23 protein-coding genes and 1 pseudogene are annotated in these 25,487 nt (G+C 57.0%); 10 read left to right on the top strand and 14 right to left on the bottom strand.

Annotated elements, in window-relative coordinates:
- Nucleotides 1-244: 244 nt before the first annotated feature.
- Both FIL88_RS03890 and FIL88_RS03895 read right to left on the bottom strand, forming a co-directional pair.
- Nucleotides 245-1,396 (bottom strand): AAA family ATPase, encoded by a 1,152-nt coding sequence (locus tag FIL88_RS03890; RefSeq protein ID WP_142852487.1) that lies wholly within the window; start codon nt 1,394-1,396, stop codon nt 245-247.
- The gene (locus tag FIL88_RS03895) at nt 1,389-2,201 is read right to left on the bottom strand and encodes an RNA ligase family protein (RefSeq protein WP_142852488.1); all 813 of its coding nucleotides are present in this window, start codon (nt 2,199-2,201) and stop codon (nt 1,389-1,391) included. The genes FIL88_RS03890 and FIL88_RS03895 overlap by 8 nt, the downstream gene beginning before the upstream one ends.
- Before the next feature lie 628 nt (nt 2,202-2,829).
- On the opposite strand from FIL88_RS03895, the pseudogene FIL88_RS03900 reads away from it, so the two are divergent.
- Both FIL88_RS03900 and FIL88_RS03905 read left to right on the top strand, forming a co-directional pair.
- A pseudogene (locus FIL88_RS03900) lies at nt 2,830-3,163 on the top strand (GTP-binding protein); the annotation flags it as partial.
- A 192-nt stretch (nt 3,164-3,355) separates the two neighbouring features.
- Nucleotides 3,356-3,586, top strand: a complete 231-nt coding sequence (locus FIL88_RS03905) for an EF-Tu/IF-2/RF-3 family GTPase (protein ID WP_142852489.1) — start codon at nt 3,356-3,358, stop codon at nt 3,584-3,586.
- Here the strand turns inward: FIL88_RS03905 and FIL88_RS03910 are convergent.
- The gene (locus FIL88_RS03910) at nt 3,549-3,782 is read right to left on the bottom strand and encodes a hypothetical protein (RefSeq protein ID WP_142852490.1); all 234 of its coding nucleotides are present in this window, start codon (nt 3,780-3,782) and stop codon (nt 3,549-3,551) included. The genes FIL88_RS03905 and FIL88_RS03910 overlap by 38 nt on opposite strands.
- A 368-nt stretch (nt 3,783-4,150) precedes the next feature.
- Complete coding sequence (locus tag FIL88_RS03915) at nt 4,151-5,527, bottom strand: glutamine synthetase family protein (RefSeq protein ID WP_142852491.1); 1,377 nt, start codon at nt 5,525-5,527, stop codon at nt 4,151-4,153.
- 182 nt (nt 5,528-5,709) lie between these two features.
- On the opposite strand from FIL88_RS03915, the gene FIL88_RS03920 reads away from it, so the two are divergent.
- The 3 genes from FIL88_RS03920 to FIL88_RS03930 are packed head-to-tail and all read left to right on the top strand — an operon-like array spanning nt 5,710 to nt 8,110.
- Nucleotides 5,710-6,525, top strand: a complete 816-nt coding sequence (locus tag FIL88_RS03920) for an ABC transporter substrate-binding protein (RefSeq protein ID WP_142852492.1) — start codon at nt 5,710-5,712, stop codon at nt 6,523-6,525.
- An 18-nt stretch (nt 6,526-6,543) separates the two neighbouring features.
- Nucleotides 6,544-7,383, top strand: a complete 840-nt coding sequence (locus tag FIL88_RS03925; RefSeq protein WP_246066600.1) for an amino acid ABC transporter permease — start codon at nt 6,544-6,546, stop codon at nt 7,381-7,383.
- Nucleotides 7,384-7,387: 4 nt separating this feature from the next.
- Entirely contained in the window at nt 7,388-8,110 is a 723-nt protein-coding gene (locus tag FIL88_RS03930) for an amino acid ABC transporter ATP-binding protein (protein ID WP_142852493.1), read from the top strand.
- 18 nt (nt 8,111-8,128) lie between these two features.
- On the opposite strand, the gene gap (FIL88_RS03935) is transcribed toward FIL88_RS03930, so the two are convergent.
- From gap (FIL88_RS03935) to gap (FIL88_RS03940), 3 genes are all read right to left on the bottom strand, one after another.
- Entirely contained in the window at nt 8,129-9,127 is a 999-nt protein-coding gene (gap, locus tag FIL88_RS03935; protein ID WP_142852494.1) for a type I glyceraldehyde-3-phosphate dehydrogenase, read from the bottom strand.
- A 102-nt stretch (nt 9,128-9,229) separates the two neighbouring features.
- Entirely contained in the window at nt 9,230-9,373 is a 144-nt protein-coding gene (locus FIL88_RS16620; protein ID WP_185960835.1) for a hypothetical protein, read from the bottom strand.
- A gap of 127 nt (nt 9,374-9,500) precedes the next feature.
- Nucleotides 9,501-10,499, bottom strand: coding sequence for a type I glyceraldehyde-3-phosphate dehydrogenase (gap, locus tag FIL88_RS03940; RefSeq protein ID WP_142852495.1), 999 nt, complete (start codon nt 10,497-10,499; stop codon nt 9,501-9,503).
- 271 nt (nt 10,500-10,770) lie between these two features.
- On the opposite strand from gap (FIL88_RS03940), the gene FIL88_RS03945 reads away from it, so the two are divergent.
- Nucleotides 10,771-11,733 carry a DUF808 domain-containing protein gene (locus FIL88_RS03945; RefSeq protein ID WP_142852496.1) on the top strand — a complete coding sequence of 321 codons (963 nt, stop codon included), beginning with the start codon at nt 10,771-10,773 and terminating at the stop codon, nt 11,731-11,733.
- Here FIL88_RS03945 and FIL88_RS03950 read toward each other — a convergent pair.
- A complete protein-coding gene (locus FIL88_RS03950; RefSeq protein WP_246066659.1) occupies nt 11,730-12,548 on the bottom strand; it encodes a DMT family transporter in 819 nt (272 codons plus the stop codon). The genes FIL88_RS03945 and FIL88_RS03950 overlap by 4 nt on opposite strands.
- Nucleotides 12,549-12,753: 205 nt before the next feature.
- Nucleotides 12,754-14,778, bottom strand: coding sequence for a transketolase (gene tkt / locus FIL88_RS03955; RefSeq protein ID WP_142852497.1), 2,025 nt, complete (start codon nt 14,776-14,778; stop codon nt 12,754-12,756).
- Between the two features lie 208 nt (nt 14,779-14,986).
- Here tkt and FIL88_RS03960 point away from each other — a divergent pair, with 208 nt between their 5' ends.
- Nucleotides 14,987-15,544, top strand: a complete 558-nt coding sequence (locus tag FIL88_RS03960; RefSeq protein WP_142852498.1) for a hypothetical protein — start codon at nt 14,987-14,989, stop codon at nt 15,542-15,544.
- Nucleotides 15,537-15,926: a cell division protein ZapA gene (locus tag FIL88_RS03965; protein WP_142852499.1), complete on the top strand. Its 390-nt coding sequence runs from the start codon at nt 15,537-15,539 to the stop codon at nt 15,924-15,926. Before FIL88_RS03960 ends, FIL88_RS03965 begins: the two co-directional genes overlap by 8 nt.
- Before the next feature lie 134 nt (nt 15,927-16,060).
- Here the strand turns inward: FIL88_RS03965 and grxD are convergent, their stop codons facing one another.
- The 5 genes from grxD to FIL88_RS03990 form a co-directional block, all read right to left on the bottom strand.
- Nucleotides 16,061-16,423, bottom strand: a complete 363-nt coding sequence (grxD, locus tag FIL88_RS03970; protein ID WP_142852500.1) for a Grx4 family monothiol glutaredoxin — start codon at nt 16,421-16,423, stop codon at nt 16,061-16,063.
- 72 nt (nt 16,424-16,495) lie between these two features.
- The gene (locus FIL88_RS03975) at nt 16,496-16,732 is read right to left on the bottom strand and encodes a BolA family protein (protein ID WP_133487890.1); all 237 of its coding nucleotides are present in this window, start codon (nt 16,730-16,732) and stop codon (nt 16,496-16,498) included.
- Nucleotides 16,733-16,791: 59 nt separating this feature from the next.
- Nucleotides 16,792-17,331 (bottom strand): hypothetical protein, encoded by a 540-nt coding sequence (locus tag FIL88_RS03980; RefSeq protein ID WP_142852501.1) that lies wholly within the window; start codon nt 17,329-17,331, stop codon nt 16,792-16,794.
- Entirely contained in the window at nt 17,332-19,491 is a 2,160-nt protein-coding gene (gene purL, locus FIL88_RS03985; RefSeq protein WP_142852502.1) for a phosphoribosylformylglycinamidine synthase subunit PurL, read from the bottom strand. It lies immediately after the preceding gene.
- A 579-nt stretch (nt 19,492-20,070) separates the two neighbouring features.
- A complete protein-coding gene (locus tag FIL88_RS03990) occupies nt 20,071-20,964 on the bottom strand; it encodes a LysR family transcriptional regulator (RefSeq protein WP_142853440.1) in 894 nt (297 codons plus the stop codon).
- A 165-nt stretch (nt 20,965-21,129) separates the two neighbouring features.
- On the opposite strand from FIL88_RS03990, the gene FIL88_RS03995 reads away from it, so the two are divergent.
- Together FIL88_RS03995 and FIL88_RS04000 are read left to right on the top strand one after the other, a co-directional pair.
- Nucleotides 21,130-24,546 (top strand): indolepyruvate ferredoxin oxidoreductase family protein, encoded by a 3,417-nt coding sequence (locus tag FIL88_RS03995; protein ID WP_142852503.1) that lies wholly within the window; start codon nt 21,130-21,132, stop codon nt 24,544-24,546.
- Between the two features lie 67 nt (nt 24,547-24,613).
- The gene (locus tag FIL88_RS04000; protein WP_142852504.1) at nt 24,614-25,486 is read left to right on the top strand and encodes a lysophospholipid acyltransferase family protein; all 873 of its coding nucleotides are present in this window, start codon (nt 24,614-24,616) and stop codon (nt 25,484-25,486) included.
- The last annotated feature ends 1 nt before the right edge of the window (nt 25,487 follow it).

Here is a 25,487-nt window from a genome sequence, read left to right on the forward strand (position 1 = left end):
ACCGGCGAATTGGATCAAACCTGATCTGATTTCAGCTTAGGTGTTGATCGGCCCCGAAAGGGCGAAATGACGAATAAGCATGTATATCCCTTTCCTAGTTGGGGTTACGATTTGGGTCCGATGGACCAGTTGGAGGCCGCTTCATAAAGCGGCTGGTGATTCCTTCAAAGTTCTTTGAGCCTGATCAATAGGAGGTGTGACTAAATCGCAACACGTCTGTATCTCGGCGGCCACTGCGCCGACGTCATAAAACATCACCAATAATGCGATGTGCTTCCCAAGTTTCAGGTGGCTCTAGCTTTTTAGCCAGATGGTCGATGACGGCATCTGGAACCGCATCCGACCTGCCTCGGTTCTGCTGGTGCAGCTGTTCGGGACCCACCTCAACATAGGCGATCTCAATATACGCGTCATAGTCCCGGAGGAGACGCAATATCTTTGATCTGTTCTGCCGTGTGACGTTTGTTGCGTTCCAGACAAAATCTGTGCCTGCCCGCAGATGCTCCCGTGCACGTTCATGGGCGGCCTGAATGACCTGCCCCTGATTGTCTGTCGCTGACACGCCGAATTCCTCGCGGATCAGATCGAGGCTGACAACCGGATGATGGGTCCGATTGTTGGCAATCCAAGTATCCTTGCCAACCCCGGGCAGGCCTGACATGACGGTAACGCTGCACCTAAATTCTTCATGTGCTGCGTAGTGCGGATCACGATCAGGCAGATCAAAGTAAGACACGCGGCTTTCGTCGTTTGCGAAGGGAAATGGTCGATCAGAGCAACCCGCTTCCTCAAATGTCGCTGTAGCGAGGTCAACGCTTTCAAGGATTGTTTGCTTATCCTGACAGGTTCGGCCCAATGCATCCGCTTTGGCGTGCAGGCAAAGGTAATCAGGACGGCACCGCCAGGAAGTTTCAATGGCCAGCCGCTCGGGATCGTCGCGTTCAATCAGCCAGAATGGCAACTGATGCTGGTTGATGATCCCACAAAGGGCTTCGCGCCACGCAAAAGGAGATCCTGCATGCCAAAGCAGTTGTCGGGCGATAGACGCCCCCACCCGGGAATGACCCCGCGATGAAATGCGCCCATTTTCCTCGTGCTTTGTGACGGCAGGTTTGCCGATATCATGCAGGACTGCCGCCCAGAACAGATAGCTCTGATCGATCGGCGGCAGGGACCGCCATTCCTCATCCGCGACGATTGCCTCAACCACCATCCTTGTATGGATGCCCGCATTCCCCTCAGCATGGTGGATTGGATCCTGTGGGCAATCGTCCAGCACAGCCAACTCCGGCCAAAGAGACCAGATGGCAGTCCAATCCGGTTGCCAGGTTGGACCAGTGGGAATCAATGACAACAACTGCTGATGGGTCACAGTGGGTTTTGCCGATTTATGCATCATAGGCTCCTTCCTCACCAAGTCGGGGCGCAAAGATGTCGACCCCATCGGCCAGAGCGTTGGGCAGTATCGGCCGATCATGCCAGTGACCATCCGAGGCTTGAATCGCCTGATGGAAGTCAGCCCGTACGAACTTGAAACGGTCCTGAACGCGTTCCCCGCTCTCAAGCTTGATGTACAATCCCTCGGCCAAATCACTGTCTTCGGTCTGTTGCTCAACCATATCGGGGCGGCTGTTTGACTGAACTGCTGCCTTTGCCAACACATCCCGCCAGCAATCCGATTTGTAGGGCGTGGACCTGACCATGGTATTGATCTGTTCGACCGACGTAAGTTCCCCTTCATGCACAACCGGCACCGGCATTACCGGCAAACCCGTTAACAAGGATCGGCGCGCGGCTGTACTCAGAAACTTCTCTGCTTCACGGTCCAGCACATCAAACTCCATGAAGTAATGCGGCAAGCGGTCATAAAAGACCGTGTGCTTGGCATACATCCATTCGCCATACATGACATAGCGATGGCCAAGCACAGGATAGAAAGTCTGTGCATGCGCCGCCGCCCAGGTTTTGAAGAGCGCAAAATGGCGCTCCCTGCCTCCACCCAGCAGAAAATGCCCCCTGCTTTGCAGCAACAGGTTTCCGTCTTCATCAAAGGAAACGGCGGAATTGGCACCGTCGAGCTTTTCCTCGATGATCAGATGTTGGCCTGCCAACTCTTTGATGGGTTTGTCGTCCGCAATATCACCGACCTGAAGGCGCGAACCCTCAATGTGCCGCGTGCGCGGATATTTGTAGATTTTCATAGCTGTCTCACAATGTACCGAAGTCATACAAAAAGCGCCCGGCCAGTATGGTCGGGTTAAAGGCTAGATATGTGTGCAAGCGTTACATGGATCTTCCGTGGGGTTCAGAGTTGAGACAGAATACGCTCGATAATCGTAGAGCGGTTAAAAATCAATACCGGACATGATAATGGGTAATGCTCCTAGGCTGTGTCATGATCGCAAAAAATAACCTGTGCAACTGATCTAACTCCAAGGATTGGATAGTCTAGAGGAAAGTGCCGAAAGGAATTTCCTTGCATTGCACATGACAAACACCCAACTAACCCGCTCAAATCAGAGGATAACCATCATGAAATTGGTTTTTGAAATTCAGAACCTGTGTGCTGCATCAGTCAATGCTGACGCGTCCGCAGCCGATTCATGGGAATTTTAAACCGCCTCTGAATGAGATTTCCGGAGGCTTTGGCCCCCGTTTGGTTCAGATTTTTGACCCCGGATGGCCGCCGTCTCCGGGGTTTTGAGTTTCGGGCCACATGCCATCCGCATCCGGTCCGATTTGAGATTGGCGCGCCAATGCCAATGGCCGTCTCATATGCGCTTGGCCAGCGTGTGTGTGACGGCACTCATGAGCCAAAGGAGAAAAGAAATGGCTATGAAACTGAACGTGAATGTCGGCACTGTCGGTCACGTCGATTACGGAAAACGACCATGACCTCTTCCCTGACGCAGATCCAGGCCGCACACTTGGGCGGGCATGCCTTGTCCTTCGATCAGATCGACAAGGCACCCGAGGAAAAGGCCCGTGGGATCATGATCAACACCAGTCACGTGAGTGCGAGTCCAACACCCGGACCTATGCCCATGTCGACTGCCCGGGGCGCGCTGACTATGTGAAGAACGTGATCACCGGCGCGTCGCAGATGGATGGCGCGATTCTGTTGATTGACTGCACCGAAGGTGCGGCCAAGCAAACGATCGAGCAGGAAACCGGCACGTTGCTGGAGGTACAGGGGTATGTAAACGCCCCCTTCATCTTCAGGTCTGCGCTGCAGTCTACTTGAGGCGGCTCAGCATGGTAACCTGGATGCACCCGAGCTGGCGTGCGTCAAAGATCTGGTGGATGCAATGGATCGTCACTTTCCGACCCGGTGAGGGACAGTGACAGTCCGTTCATGATGCTAATCGAAGGCGTGCATACCATTCCAGGCCGAGGCACCGTGGTGTCTGGCCGGGTTGAGCACGGTGTCATCAATATTGGTCAACCGGTCGAGGTGATCGGCCTGTCCAATGATGGCGCCGAGCTGGTCGTGACGGGGACTCAGGCGTTCCGCAAGGATGTGGATGAGCGGGCATGGTGTGTCGTATTCACCCCCAATTGCGACCCGCGTTGCCTATCTTCTTGATGCGGGTTTCGTAGAGGTTGGACAGCTCGTGTTTCTGCGCTTGGGTGTTGAAGGAAAGGGCGTAGCCCAAGCGGAACTTGTTGATGATCTCGGATAATATCTCGCCGATTTTGTATTCCAGCGTGTCGGCGTTGGTAGCCGTCAGGTGGAAGCCTGTCAGGTGGGGAAAGAGTTTTGTGTTGACGAACTCGATCAAGTCATCGCCGCGTTGCGGTCAATTTGGCCGCCCTTCTTGGGCGCGGCCCACGCCTGCCAGCGAGAACCGGGTTGGAGGATCGGGGCGTAGTCCTTGCCTTCATGCTCCGCCTCGTCCTGGCGGGTTCACCCATTTCTTCCCTTTCCCCTTTCTTTGCCGAGGCGGTTGCTGACTGAGCAGCCCGAAAACGTTGCCTGCAAAATCAAATCGCGACAGGTCCAATCAATCAAACCAGAGCATCAAGCCTGCGTGATGTTTTGATGTTTCACCTCTATGATTTAATGTCCCGCGTCGAGCGCCGCCCACGCAAGTTTAGAGAAAGGTGGGCGGTAGTGCTGCCTGCCACGTGTCTGAGATTTCCTAAAGGCCTACGCATTCAGCAGCAAGTGCTGGCGTTCCCATGGCGAAATCTCGCGTTGATATTCCTCGTTCTCGGCCCGTTTGATGTCGGAATACAGGCGGCAGAACTCTTCGCCCATCACTGTGCGCATCTCGTGGGCCTCGTCGAACAGGTCCAATGCCTCACGAAGCGAGGCGGGCAGGGGTTCTTCGGCTTCCCAGACCTCTTTCACGGCTTCAGCGCGGGGCTCTATCTGATTGATCATACCCAGATAGCCGCAGGCCAGCGATGTGGCGATGGCGATATAAGGGTTGGCGTCCATACCGATTACGCGGTTTTCCAATCGACGCGCGGCAGGGCCAGAATGAGGAACGCGTAACCCTGTCGTGCGGTTGTCACGGGCCCATTCGAGGTTGGCAGGGGCGGACTGACCTTCGACCGTAATACGGCGGAATGAGTTCACATAAGGCGCCAGAAGGGGCACCACATCCATCATGTATTTTTGCGACCCGCCGATGAACCAGCGGAACAGGTCCGACGCGCTGTCATCGTCATTCGAGAAGATGTTTTTGCCCGTCTCAAGATCCACAATCGACTGATGCACATGCATGGCGCTGCCCGGTTCATCCCGGATTGGTTTGGCCATGAACGTGGCGAAGACACCATTCTTAAGGGCTGCCTCGCGGATTGTGCGTTTAAACAGGAAGACCTGATCGGCCAGATTGATAGGGTCGCCATGGTTCAGGTTGATCTCGATCTGACCGGCACCGCCTTCCTGAATGACGGTGTCGATCTCAAGCCCCTGCGCCTCGGCAAAGTCATAGATTGTGTCAATCACCGGCCCGTATTCGTCCACGGCCGACATCGAATAGACCTGTCGGCTTGCGCCTTTGCGGCCGGTGCGTCCTATGGGCGGTTCAATTGGTTCGTTTGGATCGTGATTGGGTTTGGTCAGATAGAACTCCAACTCGGGTGCGATGACGGGATTCCAGCCTTTCGCAGAGTACAGATCCACAATCCGCTTCAATAGACCGCGTGGTGAAAACGCCAAGACGGATCCGTCGCGGTTATACATGTCGCAGATCACCTGCACGGTGACATCTTCTGACCATGGCACTGCACATGCGGTCGACATGTCTGCGCGCAGAACGACGTCCTGCTCAAGCCATTGGTTCTCGATCTCCATATCGACATACTCGCCTGAAATTGTTTGATAAAACAACGATATGGGCAGTGCGAGATCGGTTTCTGGGGCAAACTTTGCGGCTGGCATCGCCTTCCCGCGCGAGGTTCCGACAATGTCGGGGATGATGCACTCCACTTCTTCAATGCGACGCCCATCTGCGTAGGCGACAAAATCAGCGGACAAGTTCTGGGCCCAATCCAAGGGGCGCTTTGGTGACATCAAACCTCCTTTGGCGGCGGGTGTCATCCGACGCCGGTTCTTCGGAAAAGAGTTCGTTGTGGATATTTGATCAAATTATGGGGAAGGTCAATGGCCGCGTTGTGATCTGCGCTTTTCTCTCGAACATGTGGCGGGTTCGCGCTAGGCTCCGATCAAATATCCAATCTGGGGAGATGAGAGACATGAAGACACTGATGACCACCCTTTGCATGTCGCTGGCCGGCAGCGCAGCATTCGCCGCTGACCATTGCGCTGCGGGTAAGACGCTGGCCGATGGTGTTTTGACCATCGCGACAGGCAATCCGGCGTATTACCCTTGGGTTATGGATGATGCGCCGGAAAGCAAGCAGGGGTTCGAAGCCGCCGTGGCCTATGCCGTCGCAAACGAAATGGGCTTCGCTGATGAGGCTGTGACATGGGTGCGCACGTCGTTTGATGAGGCGATTCAACCGGGCGCCAAGAGCTTTGATTTCAATCTTCAGCAATACTCGATCACACCCGAGCGGGAAGAGATGGTGGACTTTTCACTGCCCTATTACAGCTCGGCGATGGCTGTGCTGACCACCAAATCCGTCGCTGATAAGGTCGGAGCGCCGACCATGGACGCGCTGAAGGGGTTGGTTTGGGGGGCGGGTGCCTCGCATACAGGGGCCTCGGTTGTGGCATCGGTGATCGCACCGGATCAGGATGTGCTGCTGTATAATGACAACACGGATGTGACTGCTGCGTTGCAGGCAAATCAAATTGATGCGGCCCTGTTTGATTTGCCGACTGCTTTGTATCTGTCAGCGGTTGTCGTCGAAAACGGAGCGCTGTTGGGCCAGTTCCCTGCTGATTTCTCGGAAAACCCGGATCAGTTCGGTCTGTTGATGGCAGATGCTAGCCCCTTGAAACCCTGCGTGGATGAGGCCATTGAGGCGTTGTCAGTGTCGGGCAAGCTGGCCGAGATTGAAGCCGAGTGGCTTCAGGCCGCAACCGGTGTTCCAGTGATCCAATAAGGCGGGCTTACACGCAGAATGACTCAGGCAGAAGACAGCCCGGCGATGCCGGGGCGGCGCGCGCGGTATGAAGCTGCGTTGCGCCGCCGCTCTATGTGGGTGGCGGGCGTGTCCACCACCCTTGTTTTTCTGGCGATCGTGCTTCTAGTGCCGCTGGCACCGGGGTGGGAGGCCGTCAAGAAGAGCTTCTTCAACTGGGGCGTCTTCGCGAAGACCTTTCCGGGGCTTCTGGACGCCTTCCTGCTTGACATAGCGATCTTCGCGTGGTGTGCGCCGTTGATTGCGCTGCTTGGTCTGTTCATCGCGATCTGTCGCGACATCCAGAAACCCGCGTTCTATCCGTTGCGTCTGTTCGCGGCAGTCTACACGGACGTGTTTCGTGGGCTGCCGGTCATTTTGGTCATCTATCTTGTGGGCTTCGGCATTCCCGGTCTGGGACTGCCGCGCCCGTGGAATTCGCCGTATATCTGGGGATCGCTGGCGCTGATCCTTGTTTACTCCGCCTATGTGGCCGAGGTCATCCGCTCGGGCATCGGGTCGATCCACAAAAGCCAAAGCGCGGCGGGATTGTCGCTGGGCCTGTCGAACGCGGATACGATGCGATATGTGGTTCTGCCTCAGGCCCTGCGCAACGTGCTGCCTGCCAACATGAACCTTGTGGTGGCTTTACAAAAAGATGTTGCGCTTTTGTCTTTTGTTGGCCCGGTCGAGATCTTCCGGCAGGCAGGGGTTTATAAGTCGCTCTATGCCAATTTCACGCCCTATGTCGGGGCGGCGATCATCTTTCTGGCCATCACCATCCCGATGACGCGATTTGCTGATCATCTGATGAATAAACGCCGCAAGCAGGAGCAATAGGCCCATGCTGTCGTTGAAGAACATTCACAAAAGCTTTGGCGGCCATCAGGTCTTGCGTGGCATCGATCTTGAGGTTTCGAAGGGCGAGATGATCTGCCTGATCGGAGCCTCAGGCTCGGGTAAGTCGACGCTTCTGCGTGCCGTGAACCTGTTGGATCCGGTCGATGATGGTGAAATCTGGTTTGATGGCGCGGATATTGCCGAGCCGGGGTTGGATCCCCAGCCCGTCCGCCAGCGGATCGGTCTGGTCTTTCAGTCCTATAATCTGTTCCCGCACATGTCTGCGGCCGAGAACGTCATGCTCGCGCCACGTCGCGTGAAGGGACTGTCGCGTGCCGCACAGCGTGGTCGCGTTGAAGAGTTGTTTGAGCGGTTCGGTCTGGGCCATCGCATTGACCATTATCCCGACCAGCTTTCGGGTGGGCAGCAACAACGTGTGGCCATCATTCGCGCGCTGGCCATGCAGCCTGACATCCTGCTGTTTGACGAGATTACATCCGCGCTTGACCCTGAATTGGTGGCCGAGGTGCTGGATGTGCTGCGGCAGTTGCGGGCTGAAGGTATGACGATGATCCTTGCCACGCATGAAATGGGCTTCGCGCGCGAGCTGGCGGATAAGGTTTGTTTCTTGGACAGCGGGCGCATTCTGGAAGAAGGCACGCCCGCCCAAATGTTTGACGCGCCAGCTGAAGAGCGGACGCGTCAGTTCTTGTCTCAGGTGCTGTAATTCCCGAAAGGCAAGCGTTTACAGGTGCTTGCCCATCTCGACCGCCGTATCCAACATGCGGTTCGAGAAACCCCATTCATTGTCATACCAGCTGAGGATGCGTACCATATTGCCGTCCAGAACTTTGGTCTGATCCAGCGCAACGGTCGATGAATGAGCGTCGTGGTTGAAGTCGATGGACACCAGCGGGCGCTCGGTCACGCCCAGAATACCTTTCAGAGGACCGTCTGCGGCTGCCTGAAGGGCGGCGTTCACCTCTTCCACCGTGGTGTCGCGCGAAGCTTCAAAGGTCAGATCTACGCAGGACACGTTCGGCGTCGGTACGCGGATTGAAACGCCGTCCAGCTTTCCGTTCAGCTCGGGCAGAACCAGACCGACAGCGCGGGCCGCGCCAGTGGTGGTTGGGATCATGCTCATCGCGGCAGCGCGTGCGCGATAGGGGTCTTTGTGCAGCGTGTCCAGCGTCGGCTGGTCACCAGTATACGAGTGGATCGTGGTCATGAAGCCTTTGGTGATGCCCACGGAGTCGTGCAGCACCTTAGCAACCGGAGACAGGCAGTTCGTGGTGCAGGACGCGTTCGAGACGTGAATGTCATCCGAGCTTAGCGTGTCATGGTTGACGCCATAAACGATGGTTTTGTCAGCGCCGGATGACGGGGCCGAGACCAGAACACGGCTTGAGCCGTTGTTGAGGTGAATCTTGGCTTTGTCGCCGGTGAAAATACCGGTGCATTCCAGCACGATGTCGACGTGGCCCCAAGGAAGATCGTCCGGGTTGCGAATGGCGGTCACGGCGATTTTGCCGCGGCCTGCATCCATCCAGTCCTCTCCAAATGTGACTTCGTTCGGGAAACGACCATGCACGCTGTCGAATTCAAGCAGATGTGCGTTCATCTCGACCGATCCAAGGTCGTTGATTGCGACGACCTCGATGTCTTTTCGCCCACTTTCATGAAGGGCGCGCAGCACCAGCCTGCCGATGCGACCAAACCCGTTGATTGCCACTTTGACCGTCATGCCCATCTCCTTCATTTTTTGCATGGGATTGTGAGCGCTAACATCGCAGTATTTTGGCGAAGGTCAAGGGGGCAGGGGGAGAAGGTCGCGGTATTGTGGTTTCTAGCGCCAGAAAGCGATCCATTCGGTCAGTTCGAGGAACTTTTGGGTCAAGAACACCAGATAGGTGCCATCCCAAAGGAAAATGTCCAACCCGCACAGCAACACGATCACGGCGCCAAGGGCGATGGCAAGCTGATTTGTCAATTGGGTGCTCCGGCCAGTTTTGCCCAATGTGGCAAGTCGCACAGGGCAGAGCAAGACAAAACGAGAGGGCAAAAGAAAACCCCCGCAAGCTGGGTCGCGGGGGTCAAATTATTCGATGGGGGTTGGGTTAGATGCGACCCATCTTCACGGCGAGATCCCCCATGCGGGTCGAGAACCCCCATTCGTTGTCATACCAAGCCAAAACGCGCACCAGACGGCCACCGGTTACCTTGGTTTGATCGGCAGCAAAGATCGAGCTTTCTTCCGTGTGGTTGAAATCGGTCGAAACCAGCGGTTCATCGTTATAGCCTAGGATGCCTTTCATCGCGCCCTCGGACTGTTCTTTCATCACCGCGTTCACATCCGCAACGGTGACATCTTTTTCAACGACGACGGTCAGGTCTACGGCCGAGACATTTGGGGTCGGTACGCGTACGGCCGAACCGTCCAGCTTGCCTTTCAGCGCGGGCAGAACTTCGCCCAGTGCTTTGGCTGCGCCGGTCGAGGTCGGGATCATCGACATTGCAGCAGCACGGGCGCGGTACAGATCCTTGTGGCGACGGTCCAGAGTTGGCTGGTCGCCAGTATAGGCATGGATCGTCGTCATGATGCCGCTTTCAATGCCGAAAGCGTTCAGCAGAACCTTGGCCATCGGCGCCAGACAGTTGGTGGTGCATGATCCGTTCGAAATCATGGTGTCGCCAGCTTCCAGCATTTCCTCGTTCACGCCGCACACAATGGTTTTGTCGACGTTGGTTCCGGGGGCGGACAGCAGAACTTTCTTTGCACCACGTTCCAGATGCGGTTTCGCTTTGATACCGTCGTTGAAGTTGCCGGTACATTCCAACACAACGTCGCAGCCATCCCAGTCCAGTTCGTTCATGTCGTAGGTCGACATCATCTGCATCGGGCCCTGACCCACATCCATGGTGCCATCGCCCAGAACGACCTCGTTCGGGAAGCGACCATGTACGCTGTCATACTTCAACAGGTGCGCTGCAGTTTCCAAAGGGCCGGTGGCGTTGACCTTGACCACCTGAATGTCCTCGCGTCCCGAAGCAGCGATCTGCGACAGGGTGCAACGGCCGATGCGACCAAAACCATTGATGCCGACTTTGACAGTCATGAGTTCTTCCTCGTTCACGGGTGGCTGGCGTGCGCCGCCAAAGGTTATCTAAGATCTATATGCGGTATACCGCCGAGTGCAGAGCCACCCAACCCGGAAAACACCTTTCCTCCCAGCATGATAGCGAAAACATACCGTCAGAGGTCGGGCGTTAGCGCAAACCTTCACGGCGTCGAATTTTTCCGTCGGGCTTGAAGTGATGGGCTTGCCCTTTGGGGCGGGTACGTTAGATTCGCCGGGAAATGCGAACTGGATTGATCGGGGCGAGTATATGAGTGGTTTGATTGCACTTCTGGATGATGTGGCGGGGATTGCGAAGGTTGCAGCGACCTCGATCGACGATGTGGCGGCACAGGCGGCCAAGGCCAGCGCCAAAGCTGCGGGTGCCGTGATTGACGACGCAGCCGTCACACCGAAATACGTGCAGGGGTTCGAAGCCAAACGTGAATTGCCGATTATTGGCCGCATCGCGTGGGGGTCGATCAAGAACAAGCTGATCATTCTGCTGCCCATCGCGCTTTTGCTGTCTGCCTTTGCACCTTGGCTGATTTCCCCGCTTTTGATGTTGGGCGGGGCGTATTTGTGTTTTGAAGGGGCCGAAAAGGTTTGGCATGTGCTCTTCCCCCATGAACATAAATGGGACCATGCTGAACATCCCGAAGGTGACCCGGCCCATCTGGAAGAAAGCAAGGTTGCGGGCGCAATCAAGACCGACTTTATCCTGTCGGCCGAGATCATGACGATCATTCTGTCAGGCATCCCAAACAGCAATTTCTGGATGGAGGCCGCAACATTGGCGGTTGCCGCTGTTGGCATCACTGTCGCGGTATACGGCTCGGTGGCGCTGATCGTGAAGGCCGATGACTTTGGTCTGTTTCTGGCGCAGAATGGTCGGCTTGGCGTGACACAGTCTTTGGGGCGTGGGATCGTGAAATCCATGCCTTACGTTATGAAGCTTCTGACCATCGTGGGCACGGCGGCAATGATCTGGGTTGGCGGATCAATCATTGTACACGGACTGCATGAGCTGGGTTGGCATATGCCTTATGACACCATTCATCATCTCGCCGAAGTCGCGGCGCATGCAGTGCCGCAGTTCGCGGGCTTTGTGAAGTGGGTCGTAACAGCGGCGCTGGATGGAGTGCTTGGTCTTGCGCTGGGGGTTCTGATTATCCCGCTGGCAACATGGGTCATCGGCCCGATCTGGGGCGCGATTTTCAAAGGGAAAGCCTAGGCTTCAGGTTTTGATCGGCTGAGCAGAAACAGCCCACTTAGAACAATGATGGCGCTGCCTGCCAGCGTCATCAGATCTGGCCGCTCGTTGAACATCAGGACGCCCAAGATCAAAGCAAAAAGCAAGCGAGAATAGCGAAACGGCGTCACGACCGAGATTTCCCCAGTGCGCATGGCCAGCGTAAGCGCGCCATAGGCCAGTACCCCGAACGCGGTGGCCAAAACCAGGAATCCACCTGCCGCCAATGTAAGCGGGCGCAGCTCGCCCGCGACGGCCATCAGCACCAATCCGGCGACGGTTAGAACTGCAAACCCCGCCACGCCCAACTGCGCGGACGAGAGGGTCGCAGGGCTTGCGCGCGTGGCCAAATCGCGCCCGGCAAACCCAAGCATCCCGAGAACCGCAAAAATTGACAATGGGTCGAACGTATCCAGACCCGGCCGTAAGATCATCAATACGCCAATAAAGCCAATGATGATTGCCAGCCAACGCCGTGGCCCCACACGTTCTTTGAATACAATCACTGCCCCCAAGGCCACGACCAACGGTGTTGCCTGCAAAATGGCCGATGCGCTGGACAGGGGGGTCAGCGCAATGGCCAGTGCATAAAACAAACGTCCCGCAATTTCTGATAGAGACCTCCAGATCAATACGGGCGAGCGTAGGTCCGGATGAAAGACCTGTGCACCTTGCGCGCGGGCAATAAGGGCGAAAATCACCAGCCCGCCCAACCCAAACAGTGCAACCGCTTGGCCAATTGGAATGTCACGTGCCGCGGCTTTTAAGGCCATGTCCTCAAGCGCAAATGCTCCCATGGCAAAGACCATGAAAACGGCACCGCGGTGATTTTCAGTGAGAGCTGACAGCACATCGGTTTCCTTTGGCAAAACAGGCGCAGACTGTCTGATCTGAAGCGGGTTTGAAAGGCCAAAAGAAAACGCCCCACCAATTGGCGGGGCGTTTCGATAAATCTGGCCAGAAATCTTTGCAGATCTTTGGCTGGTGTTGCAACTTCCAGGCTTAGCCCAGAAGGTCTTTCGCTTTGGCGACGACGTTCTCGGTGGTGATGCCGAACTTCTCGAACAGGACACCTGCCGGGGCCGATGCGCCAAAGCCGGTCATGCCAACAAAGGCTTGCTTGGCTTCACGACCACGTTCGCCCAGCAACAGGCGATCCCAGCCACCATCGCGGACCGCAGCTTCGATGCCAACACGAACAGCACCCGCAGGCAGAACCTTGCGACGATAGGCTTCGTCCTGCTCGGCGAACAGCTCCATACACGGCATCGAAACGACGCGCGTGCCAATGCCTTGGGCTTCCAGCTGTGCGCGTGCTTCCATCGCCAGCGACACTTCCGAACCGGTCGCGATCAGGATCACCTGACGTTTGCCGACTTCTGCATCCGCCAGAACGTAGCCACCTTGTGCGGTCAGGTTCTTCTGTTTGTAGTCGGTGCGCAGGGTCGGCAAGTTCTGACGGGTCAGAACCAGCGTCGACGGCGTCTCTTTCGAGGTCAGCGCGATTTCCCATGCCTCAGTCGTTTCCACGGTGTCGGCGGGGCGGAAGGTATAGCTGTTCGGGGTCGCGCGGCAGATGGCCAGATGCTCGACCGGTTGGTGGGTCGGGCCATCTTCGCCAACACCGATCGAGTCGTGGGTCATCACAAAGACGGTCGGGATCCGCATCAGCGACGCCAGACGCATTGCCGGACGCGCATAGTCGGTGAAGCAGAAGAACGTGCCACCATAGGGGCGCATGCCGCCATGCAGCGTCATGCCGTTCATCGCAGCGGCCATGCCGTGCTCGCGGATGCCCCAATAGATATAGCGGCCGCCACGGTTGTCTGTGTCAAAGACGCCCAGATCACCGGTCTTGGTGTTGTTCGACCCGGTCAGGTCAGCCGAACCACCTACGGTTTCGGGCAGGACCGGGTTGATAACCGACAGCGCCATTTCCGACGACTTACGGGTCGCAACACTCGGCTGGGTTTCCGCAACCTCTTTCTTCAGCTTGCGGACAACAGCGGCCAGTTTCTTCGGAGCGTCCATTGCATAGGCGCGCTTGAATTCACCCTGCTTTCGATCCGAGATCGAGGTGAAGCGCTCTTCCCAATCGGCATGCGCTTCTGCGCCGCGTGCACCCATGGCTTCCCACTGTGCTTTCACGTCTGCGGGAACTTCAAACGCACCCTGAGGCGCGCCGTACACTTCTTTCGCAGCGGCCAGTTGTTCAGCATCGGTCAGGGCACCGTGGCCTTTCGACGTGTCCTGCGCGGCGTGACCCAAAGCGATATGGGTTTTGCAGGCAATCATCGACGGCTTGTTGGTCGATTTGGCTTTGGTGATGGCCGCGTCGATCTGCTCGGGGTCGTGGCCGTCAATTTCCTGTACGTGCCAGCCAGAGGCTTTGAACCGCTGAACCTGGTCAGTGCGGTCTGACAGCGACACTTTCCCGTCGATGGTAATGTCGTTGTTGTCCCACAGTACGATCAGTTTGGACAGCTCGTGGCGGCCGGCAAGGCCGATCGCCTCTTGGCTAACGCCTTCCATCAAGCAGCCATCGCCTGCAATGACGTAAGTGTGGTGGTCCACGATCTTCTTGCCAAAATGGGCGCGCTGAATTTCCTCGGCCATCGCGAAGCCGACAGCGTTTGCAATGCCTTGGCCCAGCGGGCCGGTGGTGGTCTCGACGCCAGACACATGGCCATATTCTGGGTGACCTGCGGTGATCGCACCCCACTGACGGAAATTCTTGATCTGATCCAGCGTCACGTCTTTGTATCCGGTGAGATAGAGCAGCGAATAGATCAACATCGACCCGTGGCCTGCCGACAGGATGAACCGATCACGGTCTTCCCAGCGCGGAGCCGAAGGATCGAATTTCAAATGTTTTTCAAACAGCACGGTTGCCACATCGGCCATGCCCATCGGCATGCCAGAGTGGCCGGAATTTGCAGCAGCAACAGCATCCAGCGTCAACGCGCGGATCGCAGCGGCTTTTTTCCAGTGGTCAGGGTGGGCTTTGGCAAGAGCGGCAATTTCCAAGGTCCGAGTCCTTTGGCTAAGTAAAGATTTGACCCTGATAGCAGCCCCACCGCTTGGGTCAAGCAAAGCAGGGCTTCGGGGCGCGTTGATCGGTGATAAGTGCTGGTATTTGCAGCTTGTGCCGCAGCGTCACGACGAAAATCCGGAAAATACTATAGATGTGGCGGCGAATCGCGGGTGACGGCGCTACCATGCCACAGGGCGTTGAGTGTTTGGCAAGCTTGTGACAAGATCGGTGGAAGAGGATTATACAGGGTTTATTATGAGTGATATCTCCGAACTCGAGACGCGCATTACCGCAGCGCTGGAGCGGATAAATGCAGGGCTGGAAAAATGGGCGGATCAGCCGTCGGCAGGGTCCGGTGAAATTGATCAGCTATCCCGCCAGCTTGATGACGAACGCACCGCGAATGAGCAGTTGAGCGAAAGATTGTCTGCGCTTAAAGCTCAGATGAGCGAAAAGCTGGGCAGCGTGGAAAACGTCGTAGCCCAGTTGCAAGAGCAATTGGCGCAGGCGGAGGCTACTGCGGCAGCTCTGAAACAAAGCAATCAGGATTTGCGAAACTCCAACGACGCCTTGCGCGCAGCGGCGACGAGCGGCGTGGTCGAGGTTGGGTTGATCAATGATGCGATGGGCGCAGAATTATCCGCCTTGAAAGCTACTCAACAGGCGGATCGGGCCGAATTGGATGCCGTCCTTAGCGAAATTACGTCGATGACCGCGTCCCAAGCCGATTCTGCAAGCGAGGAAGATGCCCATGCCTGACGTCACCATCACTATTGGAAATCGCAGTTTTGAGGTGGCTTGCCAGGAAGGCGAAGAGCATTTCCTGAAAGCTGCCTCGTCCATGTTGGATACGGAAGCGGCCGTGCTGGTCAGTCAGATTTCCAACCTGACTGAAAGCCGCATGTTGCTGATGTCTGGTCTGATGCTGGCGGACAAAACCGCGGGAATGGAAGACAAGGTCAAGCTGACTGAACGCCGTGTTGCCGAGTTGGAACGCGAACTTGAAGCGCTGAAAAACGCTGAGCCTCAGAAGGTCGAAGTGCCGGTCGTGCCCGCTGCCGTCACAGACACATTGGCCGAGATCGCGGCCCGGACCGAGGCCATGGCCGCATCCGTTGAAGACCGGTTCAAAGCGGACTGATCCTTTCCAGGATCGAATTCCAAAACAGAAGGCGCGCCGAAAACCCGACGCGCCTTTTTTTGTTTCAAATATCCCGGGGAGCATGAATTTCCGTAGGAAAATCATGCGGGGCAGCGCCCCTTCATCCCGTTCGATTACGCGTTAGCTTCGCGGATCTTGTCAGCTGCGTCTTTGTCAAAGGTCACGCCATTATCGGTGAACAGCGTATCCAGCTCGCCCGACAGGGTCATCTCGGTTACAATGTCACAACCGCCGACGAATTCGCCTTTGACATACAGCTGTGGGATGGTCGGCCAGTCCGAGTATTCCTTGATGCCCGAACGGATTTCTTCATCCGCCAGCACGTTCACATCGGCATAATCCACGCCCATGTAGTTCAGAACACCTGCCACACGGGACGAGAACCCGCATTGCGGCATCTCTTTCGTGCCCTTCATATAAAGCACCACGTCATTGGCTTTGACGGTTTCGTCGATGCGGTTTTTTGCGTCGGTCATGTCATTTTCCTTACGCGCCGGGGCGCATTCGTTGATCGGTTGTGTCAGGCCGCTTGCAAAGCGGAAGAGTTATTATTCTGGAACCTTGGTGGTCAGCGCCAGCGCGTGCAGTTCTCCGCTGTCGATCTGTTCGCGCACGGTGGCGTTCACGGCGCGTTGCTGCTGCACGCGGTTCATGTCGCGAAAGCTTTCATCCACGACCTCGGCCGCCCAATGGTTCCCGTCGCCGGCCAGATCCGTGATGGTGATCTGGGCGTTGGGGAAACCTGCGCGGATCAGGTCTTCGATTTTGGATGCTTCCATGGCCATGGGCGAAACCTCGTATCTGTTTTGTCTAACTTATGTGTGGGGCAGGGGCGCTGCAAGGCCTAGCGGCGGGTTGCTGCGTCACGAAAGCTGGTCAGGACGGTGCGGGCGTCGGATAGGATGCCTGCCTCTTCTGCGTCGGTCAGTGTATTTTCTGTCCAAGCGACCTTGGGTAAAAGGCGGTTCAGCATGGCTTGGCGGGCTGCTTCTTGCGACGCGGACAGGGGCAGCCGTGCGGCCAGATGCAGAAGCTCGGCCATGTCGCAGATGGCGCGCATCCGGCGATAGGCTTCGGACACGGCTTCCAGCGTTTCGCGGTCCTTGCGCCAGCGTTTGCGCGGGAAGATCTGTTGGGTCACGTATTGCCCTGCGCCCTTGCAATCGAATTTGGCGCAACCGGGGAAGCCCTGATCCGTAAGGGTTTCATGAATGCGGCACAGGTTGTCAGTCCCCAGATGGCGACACGGTGCAAGCGCGCGTTTGTCAAAGGCGAAATCATCACCCGCATCAAAACCCGGAGACACGCAGCACAGCCCGGCACAGGCTGCGCAATCGGCCTTCAAAGACGCTGGGTCGCCCGCAGTTGGGGCTGCCTGCATCATTTACGAATGCGCCTGATCAAAGCCGGTGCGGAAGATCTGGGCCAGTTCGGCCAGCGGGGCTTCCGAGCCACCCATCTTCACACTGTCCCCGGTGAAACGCCCGACCGAGGTGATCGGGACACCAGCACGGCTGGCTTCGATCATAAGGGCTTCCGCCTGATCAAAGTTACAAGCGACAAGGTAACGCGCCTGATCTTCGCCAAACAGCGTGGGCGTATCGCCTGCGTCCAACTGCACGCCGACCTCACCAGCTTCCGCCATCTCGAACGCTGCCAGAGCCAGACCGCCATCCGACAGGTCCGAGCATGCCTTGATCAGCTCGCGATTGGCACGGATGAAGTCGCCATTGCGTTTTTCGGCATCCAGATCCACATGGGGTGCATCGCCATCTTCGCGGTTGAAAACCTCGGCCAGCAGGGCGGATTGGCCCAGATGGCCTTGTGTGTCGCCCACAACCAGCGCGACGTGACCTTCGCGGGCTACGCCGTCGATCATATCCTCAAGGTTGTCCAGCAGCCCCACGGCGCCGATGGTCGGGGTGGGCAGAATGGCTTGACCGTCGGTCTCGTTGTACAGAGACACGTTGCCCGAGACGATCGGCACGTCCAGCGCAGCCACAGCCTCGCCAATGCCTTTGATAGCGCCCACGAATTGGCCCATGATTTCGGGCTTTTCGGGGTTGCCGAAGTTCAGGTTGTCGGTGGTGGCGAGCGGCTTCGCGCCCACGGCGGTTAGATTGCGATAGGCTTCGGCCACGGCCTGACGGCCACCTTCCAGCGGGTTGGCTTTCACATAGCGCGGGGTCACGTCCGAGGTGAAGGCCACGGCTTTGTCGGTGCCATGAACGCGCACAATGCCAGCACCCAGACCGGGCGCACGCACAGTGTCGGCCATAACCATGTGGTCATATTGTTCATAAACCCACTGCTTTGCGGCGTGATTGGGGGAGCCGATCAGGGCTTTCAATCCGTCAATTGCGTCGATTTCCGGCACGTCGGCCAGTTCGTCGGCCGCTGGGGTTTCAACCCACGGGCGGTCGTATTCTGGTGCGCGGCCCGACAGGGGCGACAGCGGCAGGTCGGCTTTCACTTCGCCGTGATGCATGATCAGGAAGCGGTCATCGGCCAGCGTTTCGCCGACGATTGCGAAATCAAGGTCCCACTTTTCGAATACGGCGCGCGCTTCGGCTTCTTTTTCTGGCTTCAGCACCATAAGCATCCGCTCTTGGCTTTCCGACAGCATCATCTCGTAAGCGGTCATGTTGTCTTCGCGCTGGGGGACGTCTTCAAGGTTCAGCTTGACGCCCAAGCCACCCTTGTCACCCATTTCAACGGCCGAGCAGGTCAGGCCAGCCGCGCCCATATCCTGGATCGAGATGACAGCGCCGGTCTGCATCAGCTCTAGCGTGGCTTCCATCAGGCGCTTTTCGGTAAAGGGGTCGCCAACCTGAACGGTGGGACGCTTTTCTTCGATCGTGTCGTCAAATTCGGCCGAGGCCATGGTCGCGCCGCCAACGCCGTCGCGACCGGTTTTCGCGCCCAGATACACAACGGGCATGCCAACGCCGGATGCGGCCGAGTAGAAGATCTTGTCGGCATCGGCCAGACCCGCGGCGAAGGCGTTTACAAGGCAGTTGCCGTTATAGGCCGGGTGGAAGCGAACCTCGCCGCCCACATTTGGAACGCCGAAACAGTTGCCGTAGCCACCAATGCCTTCAACCACGCCGTTGACCAGCTGCTTGGTTTTTGGGTGATCCACCTCGCCAAAGCTTAGCGCGTTCATGGCTGCAATCGGGCGCGCGCCCATGGTGAAGACGTCACGCAGAATGCCGCCCACGCCGGTCGCTGCGCCTTGGTAGGGTTCGATATAGGACGGGTGGTTGTGGCTTTCCATTTTGAAGACCACGGCCTGACCGTCGCCAATATCGACAATGCCGGCGTTTTCGCCGGGGCCGCAGATGACCTGAGGACCTTCGGTCGGCAGGGTGCGCAGCCATTTCTTTGAAGACTTATACGAGCAGTGCTCGTTCCACATAGCCGAGAAGATGCCCAGTTCGGTGAAGCTTGGATCACGTCCGATGATGTCGAGGATCAGTTCGTATTCATCCGGTTTCAGGCCGTGTGCTTCAATCAGATCTGTGGTGATTTTCGGCTCGCTCATGGTCGATCCCCCTTCGGCGTTGCAGCGGCAGCGACTCGCGCGGGTGGGCGCAAGTGTGGCAGTTGAGGCGCCTTGTAAAGCGTTTCGGCTTTATCCTGCAACAGGGCAAAGCCGAAACGCGGCAAGAGATATCGATGGAGCAGGTGTTTCGGAGTAAACATGTGCGCCACGTTTACTCCGAAACGCTTTTGGGGAAGGGCGGGCTTTGGGGAAGGGCTTTGGACCTTGTTTTCAATGTTGGATGGCGCGAGGCGAAAAAAAAGGCCGGGCAAAGCCCGGCCAAGTCCAACAGGGAGGTAAAAACCGACTAGAGCGATGCTCAACCATCGGCTTTGAGGTTGATTTAGGGGGGCGGCCGAGTCGCTTCAAGGTAAATTGCTGCATTGCGGCTATGCATTTTCCGCATGCCTCCCGGCGCAGAAAGCGTAGGTTTAGCGCCACCAATTTATCGGTGCGGCGGGATAATTCAATGATTATATAAAGTTAACATGCAAATGAAATGCAGCGAGAGTTCGGCTCTCGTCTATTTTTGGTTGAAGATCTGTTGCCCAACCGCATCACTGTTTGTGCGTGTATTTATCAACTGGCCATGCTGCGGCGCTGCGCGGCCAGTTCTGATGTGACAAAATCACGGAAAGCTTCAATCCGTTTTGAAGCGCGTAGTTCTTCCGGATAGGCAAGATATACAGGGATATCCTTACTTTCGATATCTGGCATAACGCGTGTCAATTCAGGAAAGTCATGCGTGATATAGTCAGGTAGAACGCCGATGCCCAGATCGTTCAGAACTGACTGCAATACCCCAAAATAGTTATTCACGGTCAACAGCGATCCGACGTCATGCGTAAGAAGCTCGCGTACAAGGGCGGCGCCTGCGCTGACTTGCGCTGCCGAAGTGTTCTGGCAGATCAAGCGGAACTTGGACAGATCTTCAAGCGTTTCGGGGGTGCCGTTGGCTTCCAGATAGCGGGGCGTTGCGTAAAGCCGCATATGCACATCCATCAGGCGCTTGCGGATCAAGTCCGCTTGGCTAGGTTCCTTCATGCGGATGGCGACGTCGGCCTCGCGCATGGGAAGGTCCAGAACGCGTTCTTCCAGCATCAAATCAATGCGCAGATCGGGATAGGCATCATAAAGCTTGGGCAGGCGCGGGGCCAGCCACATCGATCCAAAAGCTGTCGTCGTTGTGACACGCAATTCGCCGAATACTTCTTCTTTGCTGTCGCGGATACGTGCAACTGCAGCGTCCAGCCGGTGGCTCATCGCTTTGGTTGCGTCGAACAAGAGCTCGCCCTGTTCGGTCAGGATCAGTCCACGCGCATGCCGGTGAAACAGAGTGGCGTTCAGCCCTTCTTCCAACGCGCGTATCTGACGCGAGACAGCGGATTGCGACAGGTGAAGCGCATCGCCTGCATGGGTAAGCGACCCCGCATCTGCCACGGCGTGAAATATTCTGAGTTTATCCCAGTCCATGGCGAACGAACCAATCCCTATTACGTGTAATCTGTTCATACTGTTACCATCAGAATCGTGATGAATGCCAGAACGGATTGTGATTGGATTTGTTTTGATGGGTCATATACTATGACCTAAATTGGAGGCGGACTCCAGCAAGCTATTCGTATTGGGAGGTACGGCATGGGCAAGCCAGAAATCACTCTGAATGACCGGTTTGATCTGACGAAGGATCAAGTCCTGTTGAATGGCACGCAGGCACTTGTGCGGCTGATGCTTACACAGCGGGAACGCGATCGCCGTGCCGGGCTGGATACGTCGGGTTATGTCACGGGCTATCGCGGGTCGCCACTGGGTGCGGTGGACCTGTGGATGTCGCGGGCCGAACGCGTGCTGTCTGAAAACGATGTGCTGTTTCAGCCGGGCTTGAACGAAGATCTGGCCGCCACCGCCTTGTGGGGAAGCCAACAGGCCGAGCTGCGCGGCGAAGGTGCGCGCGATGGTGTCTTCGGTCTGTGGTACGGCAAGGGGCCGGGCGTGGATCGCACCGGCGATGTAATGCGTCACGCCAACATGGCTGGATCCGCGTCGAATGGTGGCGTGTTGATGGCGATGGGGGATGACCACACGGGCGAAAGCTCGACCGTGCTGCACCAGTCGGACTGGGCGATGGTGGACGCCTATATCCCGGTGCTTAGCCCTGCTGGCGTGCAGGAGATCATTGATTATGGCATCTATGGCTATGGGTTGAGCCGCTTTTCGGGGCTATGGGCCGGGCTGAAGGTGATGAAGGACACGGTCGAAGCCACATCCGTTGTGGATGGTCGCGTGGACCGCATACAACTGATCACCCCGGATTTCGATATGCCTGAGGGTGGGCTGAATATCCGCCTGATTGACGATCGCATCCCACAAGAGGCGCGGATGATCGATTACAAGCGGTTCGCGGCTGAAGCATATGCGCGAGCAAATCGGATTGATAAGCGTGTCTGGGGAAATCCGGGCGCGAAAATCGGTTTCGTTGCCGCGGGTAAGAACTGGTTGGATCTGGTGCATGCGCTCAGCCTGCTGGGCGTGGACGAGGCAGAGGCCGAGCGGCTGGGCATCACCACCTATAAGGTCGGGCAGACTTGGCCCTTGGATATGCAGTCTTTCCATGAATGGGCCGAAGGGTTGGACCTGATCGTCGTCGTGGAAGAGAAGCGTAAGCTGATTGAAGTGCAGATCAAGGAAGCCATCTTTGATGACCGGCGTGGGCGGCGTGTCTATGGCTGGCACAAAGGCGACACGTGGGAGAACGGGCGACAGCTGGAGCTGTTCCCGACGCGTTACGCGCTGGACCCGATCATGATCGCCGAAAAGCTGGGCGATATTCTGGTTGAAGAGGGGCGCGGGACCGAGGCCGTAAAGGCAGGGCTAGAGGCTCTGGCACAAGCGCGCGGGGCGGATAACGCGCCCAATATCGCGGCGCGTTTGCCCTATTTCTGTTCGGGATGCCCGCATAATACCTCGACTAAACTGCCAGAAGGCAGCCGCGGTTATGCCGGGATTGGTTGCCATTACATGGTGCAGTGGATGGACCGCGAGACGCTTGGTTCGACCCAGATGGGCGGCGAGGGCGTGAATTGGATCGGCGAGGCTCCGTTCTCGAAAACCGGGCATGTGTTCCAAAACCTTGGCGACGGGACTTATAACCACTCTGGCATTCTGGCGATCCGCGCGGCTTTGGCGGCGGATGTGAACATCACATACAAGATTCTGTACAACGATGCGGTCGCAATGACGGGTGGCCAAACGAACGAGGGCGAGCTGGACGCCCCCCGGATTGCCCGCGAAGTGCTGGCGATGGGCGTGGAAAATGTCTTTGTCGTCTATGATGACAAAGAAGATGTCTTGCCCAGTGCATTCCCAAGCGGTGTCAGTTTCCATGAACGGGCCGAGCTGCTGCCGATCGAGGAAAAATGCCGGGAATTGAAGGGGGTGTCGATCATCCTCTATATCCAAACCTGCGCCGCCGAAAAGCGCCGTCGTCGCAAGCGCGGGCAGTTTCCCGACCCAGACAAGCGGGTCTTCATCAATACGGATATTTGCGAGGGCTGCGGGGATTGCGGCGTGCAGTCGAACTGCGTGTCCATCGTCCCGGTCGAGACCGAGCTGGGCCGTAAACGAGCCATTGACCAGTCCAGCTGCAACAAGGATTTCAGCTGTGTAAACGGCTTCTGCCCCAGCTTTGTAACCGTTGAGGGTGCGAAGCTGAAAAAGGCCGCCACGGCCGAGGTTGATGTGCCGGATCTGCCCGCGCCAGAGCTGCCTAAGATCAAGGGCACGTTCAACACGGTGATCACCGGGGTCGGCGGCACTGGCGTTGTGACCATCGGCGCCGTGATGGCGCAGGCCGCGCATATCGACGGTAAGGGTGCCGGTATGATGGAGATGGCGGGGCTGGCCCAAAAGGGTGGCGCGGTGACCGTACATCTGCGGTTGGCGGAAAAGCCCGAAGACATCTCGGCCATTCGTGTGGCAACCGGGGAATGTGATGCGCTGATCGGGTGCGAGCTTGTGGTCTCGGCGGCTTCGACCACTTTGGGGCTGACCAAAACTGGACGCACCGGGGCCGTGGTGGATAGCCATGAAACCGTGACCGGCGAATTTACGCGCGATACGGATTTCACGATACCGGGCGATCAGCTTCAGCTGTCACTCCAGGCGCGCCTGCGGGATCGATTGTCGATGTTCGACGCGACCGAGCTTGCACGGGTTCTGATGGGGGACAGCATCTTTTCCAACATGATGGTGTTGGGCGCATCTTGGCAGGCGGGATATGTACCACTGACATATGACGCTTTGATGCACGCGATTGAGCTGAACGGGCAGGCGGTTGAACGCAACAAGCGTGCGTTTGAGTTAGGTCGCTGGGCGGTGGCATTCCCAGAAGAGGCCGCAAAGTTCACGCGGGAAGATGTCATCGAACTGCCAAAAACTCTGGCCGAGATTGTAGACTTCCGTGCAAATCATCTGGTGAAATATCAAAACGCAGCGTTGGCGAAGACCTATCGCGACTTCGTGGCTGCGATGCCGGAAGTGCTGCAAGAGGCCGTGGCGAAAAGCTATCATAAGCTATTGGCATATAAGGATGAGTACGAGGTTGCGCGACTGCTGACCGAAACCCGTGCGAAGGTAGAGGCCGAGTTCGATGGCGATCTGAAGCTGACCTATCATCTAGCCCCTCCGATCTTGAATGGGACAGATCCCAACGGTCGCCCCAAGAAACGTGGGTTCGGAGGGTGGTTTGAAAAAGCGGCGCCACTTTTGGCAAAGATGAAACACCTGCGCGGCACGGCGTTTGACCCCTTCGGACGGTCTGATGAACGGGTGACCGAACGCCGGCTGATTGCTGATTACCAGACGGATATGCAGCGCTTGGCGTCAGGATTGACCGAGGCCAATATCGAGGTTGCCTTGGAAATCGCAACGTTGCCGCAGTCCATCCGGGGCTTTGGTCCGGTGAAGGATGCAAGCGTTGCCGCCGCAGAAACGCGCCGCCAGGCGCTTTGGGCGCAGTTTCAGGGTGCAGGACCGGTGCAAGACGCTGCTGAATAGTCATCTGGACTGACATATCGGTGTTACATATGACTGACAGGCAAAGCATCTGACCAAGGATAAGGCCATGAGCAGACAAGTTGCCCGCGATATCACCTATGCTCACAGTGCTGAAACACGCCCGGGCCGTGCGGTGATCCGCGTTATGGAAAACGCAACCGGGCGTCTGCGTCTGATCAAGCGGGCGGATGGCTATGATGCGGAAGTCGCGCAGGGGCGGGACTTTTGGCAAGTGATGGTTGATCGCTATGGTCTGTCGCTGGATGTTGTTGAAGGTTCACTTGATCGGATCCCGCGCGAGGGTCCGTTGATCGTGGTCGCCAACCATCCATACGGCATTCTGGATGGGCTGGTACTTGGCCATATCCTTAGCCGTCATCGCGGCGATTTCCGCATTCTGGCACATCAGGTGTTCCGCAAGGCTGATGATCTAAGCCGGGTTATTCTGCCTGTCGATTTCGCAGAAACCCGCGAGGCGATGAAGGTGAACCTTGAGACACGCAACACAGCGCGCAGCTATTTGGCAGATGGCGGCGCGATTGGGATCTTTCCCGGAGGCACCGTATCGACCGCGCAAAAACCCTTCGGCATGCCGCTTGACCCCGGTTGGCGACGTTTCACAGCGCGGATGATTGCCAAGTCCAACGCGACCGTTATTCCGATCTGTTTTCACGGCCATAACTCGCGCAGCTTCCAAGTGGCCAGCCATCTGCATACGACTCTTCGAATGGCGTTGTTGATCCGTGAATTTGGCAAGCGGGTGGACAAGCCAGTGCGCCTGTCAATCGGACAGCCGATTTTACCTGGTGAATGGGGCGAATATGCAAAAGACGCCAAATCCATGATGGATTTCCTGCGCGATCGGACCTATGCCTTGTCCCAGACCCCCGGCGCCCAAGGTGCTTATGGGTTCGAGTTCGAGGAAAAACATAGGGCGTAAG

The organism is Aliiroseovarius halocynthiae (assembly GCF_007004645.1).
GTDB lineage: Bacteria > Pseudomonadota > Alphaproteobacteria > Rhodobacterales > Rhodobacteraceae > Aliiroseovarius > Aliiroseovarius halocynthiae.